Origin of the sequence: Loigolactobacillus coryniformis subsp. coryniformis KCTC 3167 = DSM 20001 (assembly GCF_002706425.1) — a bacterium.
Lineage (GTDB): Bacteria > Bacillota > Bacilli > Lactobacillales > Lactobacillaceae > Loigolactobacillus > Loigolactobacillus coryniformis.
Window position 1 is genome coordinate 94558 of record NZ_CP017713.1, and the last position, 11771, is coordinate 106328.

The following is an 11771-nucleotide window of genomic DNA, read 5'->3' on the forward strand; positions in this document are numbered from 1 at the left end:
CTGCACATAAGATTTAAGTAATAATACTTTCGCAACGATTTCTGCCTATGCTATACTGAATTATCAAGAAATACTGCTAAGTTAGTTTTTAGCGCTAGTTTAGCCGCTTTTTTAACGCAAAGAATACGGAGGATGATGTACTTCATGGAAAAACAACCAACTGTTCCACCCGATGCGAAACCTGGACCGGCGCCGCTATTTACGCAAAGCGAAACGCAGGTGGTGACTAAGTTCGACAGCAATCTCGAACAAGGACTTAGCGCAACCACTGCGAGTAAACTTTTAGCACAAAATGGCCCCAATGAATTGACTGCGCACGTTACCCCCAAATGGGTGATGTTTTTGCGGCAATTCAATAATGTGATCATTTATATTCTGTTGTTTGCGGCGGCGTTAACGTTGCTACTGCGACACTATTCTGATGCGATCGTTATTGGCTTAGTCGTCATCATTAACGCACTGATTGGTTATTTTCAAGAAGTCAATGCTAGTAATTCACTAGAAAAAATTAAGTCGCTGCTGTCTACCGAAGCAACGGTTATTCGCGACGGACAGCGCACCGATATTCCGGCTAGCCAGCTGGTGATCGGCGATATCGTTTATTTAGAAGCCGGCGATAACGTGCCAGCAGATATGCGCTTGCTGGATGCCGATAATTTGCGGATCCAAGAAGCTGCGCTGACCGGTGAGGCCGATTCGGTGCTGAAAACTTTTGCACCGTTGACCGATGCACGCACACCGCTAGCTGAGCGGACTAACATGGCCTATGCCAGTACGGCGGTGACTAATGGTAGTGCCACTGGGATCGTGGTCGCAACTGGCCATGATACTGAGTTAGGCCAGATCGCTGATGACGTCAGCAATGTTAAGGCTGCGAAGACGCCATTGATGAAGGAATTAGACGATTTAGGTAAATGGATCTCGTATTTTATTATCGGGATCGCGATCGCCTTATTTGTCTTTGGTTGGTGGATCAACCTCTATGCCTTGCCGACACTAGCCTTAGCCGTGGTGACCATGGTGGTTGGTTCGTTGCCGGAAGGATTGCCGGCATCGACCTCGGTAATTTTAGCCATGGGTGTCAATAAAATGGCGAAGCATAATGCCATCGTTAAAACACTGCCGGCAGTGGAAACTTTAGGAGCAGTCGATGTGATCGCCACCGATAAAACGGGGACGTTGACTAAGAATGAAATGACGGCGCAGGATATTATCACACAGCGCCATCATTACCATGTTACCGGGACCGGCTATGCGCCGGAAGGACAAATCTTGTTGGACCAGCAGCCGGTTGAAATGGATACGGACGTTATGCTATCCAAGTTGTTGCTTGCTGGTTTTGAGGCTAACGACACGATGCTGCAGCAAGAAGATGGCCACTGGGTGATCAATGGTGAGCCGACGGATGGTGCGTTTTTGACCTTATACCATAAGGGCCTAGGCGCAGCAGCACCAGCTGTGACTGAATTGGATCGGATACCGTTTGACTCGGATTATCGTTATATCGCACGCCTAGATATCAATGAACAAGGGCAGCACGAGATCTTTATCAAGGGTGCTCCCGATAAACTGTATGAAATGGCCGCTGCTGCTGATCCGCATTTTGACCAAGATCATTGGAATGATGTGATCCAAGATTTGACCCATCAAGGTAAGCGGGTCGTGGCCGTGGGGCATAAAATCGTTGGCGCTGACGTCAATGAAGTGACCCATGAGATTTTACGGCAGGGTATCAACTTTCTTGGGATCGTGGGGATCATTGATCCACCACGGGAAGAAGTGATTGCAGCGTTGAAAGAAATGCGGACCGCGGGGGTCAAGGTAAAAATGATCACTGGGGACCATCCGGATACAGCGGCTGCGATTGGCCGTCAACTAGGCTTAGCAGATGATATTCAGTCGATCACTGGGGCGGAGTTGGATCAAATGACCCCCGAAGAGTTGCGCGAAAATATTAATCGTTACGATGTTTTTGCCCGCACAACGCCAAGCAATAAGTTAGCGATCATTGATGCCTACCAGCAAACCGGTAAAGTAACCGCGATGACTGGTGATGGGGTCAATGATGCACCGGCGCTGAAAAAAGCTGATATCGGGGTGGCGATGGGGATCAAAGGAACCGACGTGGCTAAGGATGCTGCGGATATGATCCTAGTCGATGATAACTTTACCACGATGACCAAAGCGATTCGTGAAGGCCGGCGGCTGTATACTAATATTAAGAAGACGATCGCTTTCTTATTACCAACGAGTTTTGCGGAAGGGTTGATCGTTGCTTTTAGTATTTTAATGCAACAACCATTGCCATTAGTGCCAACGCAATTACTATGGATCAACATGGTTTCTGCGATCACGATCCAGTTTGCCTTTATCTTTGAGCCAGAGGAACAAGGTATCATGCAGCGGCCACCGCGTAAAACGGGGACGTCGTTATTAAATAAGCATGATGTGTTCCAAATGACATATGTCTCCATATTGATCGCTGGTATGGGCTTGTGGGCCTTCGATTGGCTGACTGCTGGTGGCGTTTCGCATATTATTGCCAGCACGATCACCGTCAACATTATTGTATTAGGTAAAGTCTTCTACTTGTTCAATATTCGGACACCGCATCTCGCCTTTTCCCGTCATTTTTGGAGTAACCCGATGGCCTTCGCGACGATTGCTTTATTAATGGCTTTACAACTATTATTGGTTTACTTACCATTTATGCAAGGCGTCTTTAAAACCGGCAATATGAATTGGGGCCAGTGGGGGATTGCGATTGCCGCAGGGTTTGTTACCTTGATCGTAACCGAAACCGATAAAATTATTCGAATTTTAATCGACCATCGTCGGCGTTCAGCGATGCGTTAATATTGGAGTTAAGCGTGCTTTCAAGTGCGCTTAACTTTTTTTGCATTAAAATGTAACCGCTAACTTTAAAAATAATTAAAAAATCTTTTAATGCGATAAAATCGCTGTTTATGACGCTTTCATTAATTGTGGTTTTTTGTGCTAATTAACGATAACCTTTTCATTATGAAGATTATAAAAAATCGATTTGCACTAACTGAAAGTAAATGCTAAGCTTAGACCCCAAGCAAGGTTTAGTCGCTGCAGTCACTTTGATTTTCGCAGGTTTTGGTACCAAAACATTGGCCGATAGTTTCTGGTCTGGGCATACCGATGTTGAGGCAATCAACGCTGCTCTGGATAAGATCAACGGCCAAATACAAACTAAAAATAAAGCATTAGCTGACGCAAAGACGGCTTTAACTGACAAACAAAATGAATTAACGACAGCACAACAGAACTTGACAACTGCGCAACAAGATCTAACCAATAGCAAGGCGCAAGTCACGGCGCTACAACAGCAATATAATACATTAAAGAATCAATACGACACGGATACAAGTTCCCTGCATCAACAAATTCAGCAGAAAATCACTGAAGGTGATGAAAAAGTAGCCGCTAAACAGACAGAATTTGATGCTAAACAAGCAGAATTTACGGCTAAGCAGAAAGAATTAGATACTGCTAATCAAACGATTGCTAGCCTAAACACTAAAATTACTGATTTAACGCAGCAATTAAATACAGCTAACAAAGCCGCTAGCAGTAAATCTGCTGAACTGACTCAATCCGAACGTGACGCATTGCAAGCAAAACAAGATGTCAGCCAGACACGCGCAAAGGCTGAAAGAATCGCCAACGCTAACGAATAAATTGAAAAAATGAGCTAGACCATCACTGGTTTAGCTCATTTTACATACACACGCTTAAATTTAATCGGGGTCATCTGGTTGTAGCTTCAATAGATGCGGTTTACCGTAGTAATAGCCTTGGCGTAGGTTGATTTTTAATTGGTTAGCCGTAGCGTCATCCGTGGCGTCCTCAATACCCTCCAAAATGAAACGTAGATTATGCTTAGCAGCAAGATCACGCCAGAAAATTACTTTTTGCTGCATGGCGGACATTTGGAATGAGGTGGTAAAATCTTGTAGCGCAAACTTGATCTCGGTGGCGTAAGGAATCAGTGGTTCAATGTGAGCTAATTGATTTTCGCCAGTGCCAACGTCATCTAAACTGACTTCCATGCCGCGGATCGTGAAGTTTTCGATCATCGGCAGCAACTGCTCGGTGCGCCAGTGTTCATCGCCTGGTTCTTCAGTTAATTCGACGACTAATTTAACTGGGCGCAGCTGCATTTGTGAACGGATGATTGCCTCGTCGATCTGCGAATCCATTAATTGGGTACGGTTGAGATTGACGGAAACCGAACCGATCTTTAATGCCAATTGTTTGGTCGTAGCTACCAGCGTTTCGGCGATGATCTTCGCTGGTATATCGGAGAAATGCTGTGGTGGTCGCCAGCCATCGGTGGTGTACTTTTTCATCAATAATTCATAGCCGATCAGCGAGTTATTGATTTTGTCTAATTGTGGTTGGATAAAATAACGATACATTGTATACTCACTTTCATACGCTTAGTTACAGCGTAAATCCACTTCAACAATAGTAACCTAATGGTCTATGTTCTAGATTCTCATAGCTTGTTTATTCTATAACGTATTATAATATAAATTGAACATATTGGTTTAGCTTTTTGTTTTGAATAAACAATTTCATGAAAGGAAAATTATTATGAAAGTAATTGTAGTTGGTTGTACGCACGCCGGAACGGTAGCGGTGACACAGATTTTGCAAGAACATCCAGAAGCCGAAGTCACAGTTTATGAGCGTCATGATAATGTTTCGTTTCTATCGTGCGGAATCTCGCTATACTTAGGCGGTCAGGTGAAACGTTTGGAGGACATGTTTTATTCTAGTCCAGAACAGTTGCGCGATTTAGGTGCTAAAGTAAAAATGAAGCACGATGTTTTGAAGATCGATGCTAAGGCTAAAACGGTGACGAGCGCAGATTTGGTGACGACAGAGTTGACCACTGAATCCTATGATAAATTAATCATGGCCACAGGTTCTTACGTGGTGGTACCACCGTTGGTCGGTATTGATAATTCACGGGTGTTATTGTGCAAAGATTATGCACAAGCGCAGGAAATTTATAAAACAGCACAAAACCATAAGCACGTGGCGATCGTTGGTGGTGGTTATGTCGGGGTTGAACTAGCTGAAAGCTATGCTGACACGGACCATGAAGTCACGTTGATCCAAAGTCGTGATCAGCTTTTAAATAATTATGTAGATAAAGCCTTGGCGGATAAAATCGCCGCAATGTTAACTGACCACGGGGTACACGTTTATTTAAATGAGCGCGCACAGGCTTTTAGTGGGGCCGAGCAAGTTGTTGTTGAGACTAATGCCGGAAAACATGAGGCGGATCTTGTGATCGTTTGTACGGGCTTTGTGGCTAATACGGAGCTCTTGCGTGGTCAAGTGGATATGGATCGCCGCGGTGCCATTATTACCAATGAGTATCTGCAAACATCAGATCCAGATATTTATGCGGCTGGTGATGCTTGCACGGTACATTACAATCCAACTGGTAAATCAGCTTACATCCCATTAGCATCTAATGCAGTGCGCCAGGGTATTCTGGCGGCAACCAATATTTTTGGCCATATACAGAAATATATGGGGACTCAAGGTACTTCGGCAATGGCAATTTTTGGGCACACTTTAGCTTCGACTGGTTTGACTTTAAGTGCGGCTAAAGCAGCTGGTTTTGATGCAGCAGCCGTAACTTTTCATGAGAACTATCGGCCAGAATATATGCAGCCATGTTAACGATCGTGCTGGTTTATGATCGTGCCAATCGCCGCATCTTAGGGGCACAACTATTCAGTAAACATGAAGTGGCGCAATCAGCTAATACGATCTCGGTTTGCATTCAAAATCAAAATACGATCGATAATTTAGCTTACGTGGACATGTTGTTCCAGCCTAACTATGATCAGCCGTTTAATTATTTAAACTTAGTTGCGCAAATGGCAGTTGCCCAGGAAAAGCAAGCTCAGTGAATTTGACTAAATAAACTAAAAAACGTTTGGGCAGGATAATTCCTAACCCAAACGTTTTTAATTGGCTTCATTTAGGAAACCTTGTTGCTGTAGTACTGCTAATAGTTCGCGCCGTGGCGTTTTTGAAAGCAACGCACCGCGGATCACTTGAGTGAAATCTGCTTGCCGAGCGTTGTGACTGCGCGCTTGATAATACTGCTGTAAGGTTTGCTGATAATCGGCTAACGCAGCAGTATAGGCAGTTGGTTCTTGATAACCATTAGTGAAATGAACTGCCGCTTCCGGTAAACGTGGCTTGAGTTCGTTTTGTCCGTTGGGATAACCAACTAATAACCCGAATACTGGCATCGTTAATTTAGGCAAGTGTAGTAATTCGATCAATTTGGCGGCATCGTTTAGCACACTGCCGAGTACCACGGCACCTAACCCTAGGCTTTCCGCGGCCGTAATCAAGTTTTGGCTGGCTAAGGTGGCATCTTCAACACTTGCTAAGAAGCGGTCAGCGCCGCCTAAAAGTTCTGGCGTTAATCCTTGTTGGCGCGCTAAAGTTGCATTGCGATGCTGGTCAGCGATCACGATCAGTAGGTGGCCGTTTTGCTGAACGAATGGCATCGTGGTGATCGCCGCAATTTGTTGTCGCAAGGCCGGGTCAGTAACGCTGATAAAACTATAGGCTTGTAAGAAAATACTTGATGATGCGTGTTGTGCTGTGGTGATCAACTGTGAGACTGTTTCTGCGCTTACTGGCTGTGTAGTAAAATCGCGTTGTGAGCGATGTTGATTAAGTAATTCAAGTGTATTCATGGGGTAAAAGCTCTTAATTCATATGCAGATTATTTTGACAATGAATCAAGCTTAGCATTTTTAGCTAAATAATACTGTCAGTTTGCTTGCTAAATTAAAGAAGAAAGGCTAGGCTTGTGCTTAAAAATATACGGCTGATCATGCAATAAATGATTAGCGCTTGTAGTCAATTAGAAATGTGAGGTTCAGGCAATGCATCATTTTACGCGTCAAGATCTATCGGCACGACAACAATATAAATTTATCAGTGGTAGTATTATTCCGCGGCCGATCGCCTGGGTGACCACCTTGGCTGGTGCTGTGGTCAACTTAGCGCCGTTCAGCTTTTTTTCCAGTATTCCCGGTAGTGAACCCCTGATGACGCTAGCAATCGGGCGTAAAACACCACAGCAGCCGAAGGATACTGCGGCTAATTTATTAGCAACCGGAGAAGCCGTGGTGCACATTGTTTCTGCTGACTTGGTTGAGCAAATGAATGCTACTGCGGCTAATTTACCGGCGTCTGAAAGTGAAGTTGTTGCCACGCAATTAGATTTGGTGACTAGTCATTCAGCTGCAGTACCAGGTTTAGCAGCTGCTAAAATTCGCTTTGAATCCACGGTTTATCAGCATTTAGTGATCAACGATCATACCGGGCAGGCGATGGCTGATTTATTTGTACTGCGGGTCAGTGATTTTTATTTTGCTGATGAAGTGTTCGATGCGACGCATGATTATATTTTACCAGCTGCGTTAAAACCGGTAGCGCGCTTAGCTGGTGCCGAGTACGCTGAATTAGGACCGACTTATCAACTAACGCGGCCCCAGTAAGTTATTTATTTTTACGATCGCGTTGGGCAATCAATTGGCGCCGGCGCTTGAGGCGCTTGACCCAGAAGCCACCATTGAAGGTCGTTGGTTCCAACGAGAGCATAAAAGCCCGCGGATTAAAGGCCAGAACCATATCGTAAATCGTTTTTTCATCTTTACGCGGCACTAAAACTTCCAGTACCATCCGGGCACCGTCACGACCAATACCGTCAAATTCGGTCACGCCATAGCCGGCATCACGCAATAAATGGACCAATGTTTTTTTGTCTTGGTTTTCTTCGCCTTGGGGAATGATGATCTGCACGATCACATAACCAATGGCGAGCCAACGATCGATCAGCATACCTAGGCCGATCCCGAGCCCAAAACCCAGTGCGTAAGCCACTAGGTAGAGCGGATTAGCCAAACTATTTAAAACGTAATTCAATCCCATCGTGTATAAAGTGATCTCGACCATGCCAAAAAAGGGTGCCACCCAGATCAACCCTTTATTTTGAAAAATCAAACGTAGTGTGTTGATCGTGAGGTAAAGTACGTTAATGCCGAAAACTAAGAAGATAAAGCCGATATTAATATGCATATATGAGCGCTCCTTTATTTCACAACTAAACCAATATCATAAAGCTACATGAGCCAATTCTAAACTGGTAACAGCCAATCAGCAAATCGTATTAAAAAAGCGGCACAAGTTTAGGCTTGCGCCGCTTTTGGGGTTGCGCTATGCAACGTATGTTGAGTGATGATCTGGTATAAAATCGCACGAATCGCTGCCTTTTGCGTCAGAACTTCGGCACTATCAGTGGCGCTAAATAAGGCCGTTGTTGGCTGGACCAGGCTAGCCAGTTCTGTGTTGCTTAGCTCAATGAAGCGATCGTAGGCTGTTTGCGCATTCGTTGTGGTGACCGCTTGTTGGATTCCAGCGTGGATCGCCTCCAGCGGAAATACCGCCTTAAACAGACTCACAATGATGATCTCAGCTAAATGTGTCCGAGTGTAGTGTTTTTTGTCGGGATGATGAACGATTTTGCGTTTGACGTAGCTATTAACCATACTTTTGGTCAATGGTTCGATGCCCAGTGGTCGTAAATAGCGATCAGTTTCGGTGATCACTTGATCCATATAAAGATCAAATTCAGGAAGCTCATGCCATTCAGGTAAGCGAACTGCCGCTAATTCGCTTAACCAAGTATTGAAATCAGTCTCTGCCATTATTTTTCCCCCAAGATAGTTTATCTCTATTATGCCATATAAAAAAATAATTGCATCATCTAGACTTTGTGTCTACGTGTGGTAAACTATAGTTAAAGATAAACAAATAGTAGGGGGCATTTTTATGACTGCGAATATGAAGCATCAAGTTGTCGTATTGGAAATTTGGAATGCAATTACGCATGGTGTCGGCTTTATCGGTAGTGTTGTGATGTTTGTTTTATTAATTCGGCGCGGTTTGTCTGAGCCGGAACCAGGATTATTAGCATTGATAATTTATGGAATCACACTAATGTTGCTTTATTTAGCGTCGACTTTATACCATTGTTTATCACTAACCCGGGCCCGGCGCGTATTTCAAATTTTTGATCATTGTAATATTTATTTGCTGATTGCCGGAACGTATACCCCTTATTGTTTATTGGCGATCCGTGGCGGCTTTGGCTTAGGGATGTGTCTGGCGATCTGGGGTCTAGCGCTAGCCGGTATTGGGCTACATATTCTGAGTGGGGCCCGGCAACAAAAATTAGAAACAACGATCTATGTTGTGATGGGGTGGCTGTGTTTAATGGCGATGCGCCCATTATATCTGCATTTAGGCACACTAGGTTTTAGTTTATTAGTTGCCGGTGGGGTGACCTTTACGCTTGGTGCCGTGATCTATAGCTTTCCTAAAGTTCCATACTTACACTTGATTTGGCACTTTTTAGTTATGCTGGGAACGACCCTGATGTTTTGCTCGATTTATTGGTTTATTTAACAACAATATCTATTTTCAGGTTATTTTGAACATAATTTTAAACTTATTTCAGTTTTCGAGACAGAATGCTTGAGAGTATAAAATAGTTTGTGTAAATGAATAAAAGTCCTGTTGAAAAGGGAATCCCTTCCCCGTATGATTAAATCATCCAAATCAAACCAAAACGGAGGGATTCCCCATGGATCAGTTTACCAAAAATCTAACCAAAACTCTATTGTCAAATGGCGATGTTAAAGAACTTTTTCGTCAACAACTCGAAACGGCTATTAATCACATCTTGCAAGCTGAACTAACTGCCTTACTTGGTTATGATCCTTATGACCGCAGTGGCTTTAATACTGGCAATTCTCGTAATGGCCAGTATTATCGTTTAATTGACTCTGAATATGGTAAGTTGAAAATTGCTGTGCCGCGTGACCGTAAAGGCCATTTTCATAACCACCTGCTTCCAGCCTATTCTCGTCGTCAGGACGCTTTAGCAATAACAATCATTCAGCTTTATTCCAAGGGCGTTACGACCCGTGAAATTACAGATTTGATTGAAAAAATGTATGGCGCTTAGTATTCACCTACTACTGTTTCTAATATCACTGTTCAGGTAACAAAACAGATTGAAGCTTTTCATCAACGAACTATTAAGGCAAACTATGTTTGTCTTTTCTTAGATGCAACTTACTTACCTTTGCGCCGCGATTCAGTTCAAAGAGAAGCGGTCTATATTGCTTTAGGTATTACATCTGTCGGCATCAAAGAAGTTCTTGATTATCGAATCGCTCCAAGTGAAAATGCAGGAGTTTGGTCAGAAATGGCAGAAGATCTTAAAAAACGTGGATTAGAACAAGTCCAGTTGATCATTGCAGATGGAATGGTTGGTCTGCAGCCAGCATTATTGCACGCTTTCCCGAAAGCTAAATTTCAAAGATGCCTAGTACATGTTATGCGCAATATTGGTTCGCATGTGCGTTTAAAAGATCGTGAGGCGATCTTAAATGACTTTAAAGAGTTGCATTCAGCGACCGATGTAACTGCAGCACACAAGATCTTAAATGATTTTTATGGTGCATGGGGGAAATCGTATTCCAATCTGATCCAGCAACTTAAATCCATTGAAAATGAACTATTAGCTTTCCTGAGTTTTCCCCCGGCCATTCGACCAACAATTTATTCAACCAATATCTTAGAATCACTGAACAAAAGAATCAAACGCAAGACCAAACCAAAGGAATAATTTCCAAACGAAAAATCTTTAGACAATTTCATTGGAGTTCAAGTCATAAGCTATAACGAAAAGTACTTCAATCGTAGCCATCGCGGATTTGGTCAAGTCAAAGACACGTTAGAATCACTTTTCGATTAATGGTTTAATTTTACAAGGGAAAGGGATTCCCATTTACACAAACTTCTTGACACTCCCAAAAACTCATCTCCTAAAACGACTTAGCTTTTAAAGTCATCAATGTTTGGACTTATTCCCGTACACAGAATCGAACTGCGTCTAGTCACCAGAACGGGAAGCGGCATTTAATTTAGTAAATTAAATTGAGTGAATAATCGCACTAATCCCAGTAATCATAAAGAATAATCCTACTAGGTAATAGATTGATAAGATTGAAAAGGCGGGATAAATCAATAAAAGAACACCTAAAATAATGCCAATTACGGATAAAATCACGTCAACCATAAAATACTTTTCGTTAACTAACTTGATAATGTTCGAAAGCCATAACGATATTATTGAATCCATCAAGAACATAATTGCAAACGAAATTGCAACAAATAGAATGCCAAACTTTCCGTTGAACAACATTAAAATTCCGATAATAATGTCAACGACCGCGTTAAAAACGACCCATCCAGAATTTTCTAAAGCACCTCTAAGAACGGTTAACTTGTAAATCCCGGACAAAATTGCGGTAATTGCTGCAATAACGACTACCGCACTGAAGGTTGCTAGGGGATTTCTTAAAGAAATGACCGCAACGAAAATACTTAAGATCCCGACGACAAACATAAATGGGTCAAATCTGTCCAATAACTTATTCATATAAAATTCCTCCCAATAATGTACAGCTTTTATAGACATCAGATTGTTGGTCGTAAATTAAATAATGCTATAAAAATTGATTTCGGTGTAATTTTACATTTGTGGGTTAACCTTATGAAAAATAATTTGATTTTAACCCGTATTATACAAGCAAATAATAAATAAAAAAAGAAAAGTTAAC

At 42.8% G+C, this 11771-nt stretch carries 9 protein-coding genes and 2 pseudogenes; 6 read left to right on the plus strand and 5 right to left on the minus strand.

Going from position 1 to position 11771, the window contains the following annotated elements; all coding sequences use genetic code 11:
• Positions 1-144: 144 nt before the first annotated feature.
• Positions 145-2856, plus strand: coding sequence for an HAD-IC family P-type ATPase (locus LC20001_RS00465; protein ID WP_010010542.1), 2712 nt, complete (start codon positions 145-147; stop codon positions 2854-2856).
• Positions 2857-3062: 206 nt separating this feature from the next.
• Entirely contained in the window at positions 3063-3707 is a 645-nt protein-coding gene (locus tag LC20001_RS00470) for a hypothetical protein (protein WP_010010543.1), read from the plus strand.
• Positions 3708-3767: 60 nt separating this feature from the next.
• On the opposite strand, the gene LC20001_RS00475 is transcribed toward LC20001_RS00470, so the two are convergent.
• Positions 3768-4448 (minus strand): EAL domain-containing protein, encoded by a 681-nt coding sequence (locus tag LC20001_RS00475; RefSeq protein WP_003677690.1) that lies wholly within the window; start codon positions 4446-4448, stop codon positions 3768-3770.
• 178 nt (positions 4449-4626) lie between these two features.
• Here LC20001_RS00475 and LC20001_RS00480 point away from each other — a divergent pair.
• Positions 4627-5963, plus strand: a pseudogene (locus tag LC20001_RS00480) (FAD-dependent oxidoreductase).
• A gap of 57 nt (positions 5964-6020) precedes the next feature.
• Here the strand turns inward: LC20001_RS00480 and LC20001_RS00485 are convergent.
• Positions 6021-6767, minus strand: coding sequence for a nitroreductase family protein (locus LC20001_RS00485; RefSeq protein ID WP_010010544.1), 747 nt, complete (start codon positions 6765-6767; stop codon positions 6021-6023).
• 192 nt (positions 6768-6959) lie between these two features.
• Here LC20001_RS00485 and LC20001_RS00490 point away from each other — a divergent pair, with 192 nt between their 5' ends.
• Positions 6960-7577, plus strand: a complete 618-nt coding sequence (locus LC20001_RS00490) for a flavin reductase family protein (RefSeq protein WP_010010545.1) — start codon at positions 6960-6962, stop codon at positions 7575-7577.
• Position 7578: 1 nt separating this feature from the next.
• On the opposite strand, the gene LC20001_RS00495 is transcribed toward LC20001_RS00490, so the two are convergent.
• Together LC20001_RS00495 and LC20001_RS00500 are read right to left on the minus strand one after the other, a co-directional pair.
• Positions 7579-8157, minus strand: a complete 579-nt coding sequence (locus tag LC20001_RS00495) for a DUF2179 domain-containing protein (protein ID WP_003677686.1) — start codon at positions 8155-8157, stop codon at positions 7579-7581.
• A 110-nt stretch (positions 8158-8267) separates the two neighbouring features.
• Positions 8268-8786, minus strand: coding sequence for a DUF1836 domain-containing protein (locus LC20001_RS00500; protein WP_003677685.1), 519 nt, complete (start codon positions 8784-8786; stop codon positions 8268-8270).
• Between the two features lie 124 nt (positions 8787-8910).
• On the opposite strand from LC20001_RS00500, the gene trhA reads away from it, so the two are divergent.
• Both trhA and LC20001_RS00510 read left to right on the plus strand, forming a co-directional pair.
• On the plus strand, positions 8911-9546 hold the full coding sequence (gene trhA / locus LC20001_RS00505; protein ID WP_003677683.1) for a PAQR family membrane homeostasis protein TrhA: 636 nt from the start codon (positions 8911-8913) through the stop codon (positions 9544-9546).
• Positions 9547-9724: 178 nt separating this feature from the next.
• Positions 9725-10903, plus strand: a pseudogene (locus tag LC20001_RS00510) (IS256 family transposase).
• Between the two features lie 177 nt (positions 10904-11080).
• Here the strand turns inward: LC20001_RS00510 and LC20001_RS00515 are convergent.
• Positions 11081-11590, minus strand: a complete 510-nt coding sequence (locus tag LC20001_RS00515) for an HdeD family acid-resistance protein (RefSeq protein WP_016376044.1) — start codon at positions 11588-11590, stop codon at positions 11081-11083.
• Between the last annotated feature and the right edge of the window lie 181 nt (positions 11591-11771).

What these genes read in the sequence shown, in the direction of transcription:
- LC20001_RS00465 (WP_010010542.1), top strand. Translation starts at nt 145, where the DNA reads ATGGAAAAACAACCAACTGTTCCACCCGATGCGAAACCTGGACCGGCG.
- LC20001_RS00515 (WP_016376044.1), bottom strand. Translation starts at nt 11,590, where the DNA reads ATGAATAAGTTATTGGACAGATTTGACCCATTTATGTTTGTCGTCGGG.
- LC20001_RS00500 (WP_003677685.1), bottom strand. Translation starts at nt 8,786, where the DNA reads ATGGCAGAGACTGATTTCAATACTTGGTTAAGCGAATTAGCGGCAGTT.
- LC20001_RS00485 (WP_010010544.1), bottom strand. Translation starts at nt 6,767, where the DNA reads ATGAATACACTTGAATTACTTAATCAACATCGCTCACAACGCGATTTT.
- trhA (WP_003677683.1), top strand. Translation starts at nt 8,911, where the DNA reads ATGACTGCGAATATGAAGCATCAAGTTGTCGTATTGGAAATTTGGAAT.
- LC20001_RS00475 (WP_003677690.1), bottom strand. Translation starts at nt 4,448, where the DNA reads ATGTATCGTTATTTTATCCAACCACAATTAGACAAAATCAATAACTCG.
- LC20001_RS00470 (WP_010010543.1), top strand. Translation starts at nt 3,063, where the DNA reads ATGCTAAGCTTAGACCCCAAGCAAGGTTTAGTCGCTGCAGTCACTTTG.
- LC20001_RS00490 (WP_010010545.1), top strand. Translation starts at nt 6,960, where the DNA reads ATGCATCATTTTACGCGTCAAGATCTATCGGCACGACAACAATATAAA.
- LC20001_RS00495 (WP_003677686.1), bottom strand. Translation starts at nt 8,157, where the DNA reads ATGCATATTAATATCGGCTTTATCTTCTTAGTTTTCGGCATTAACGTA.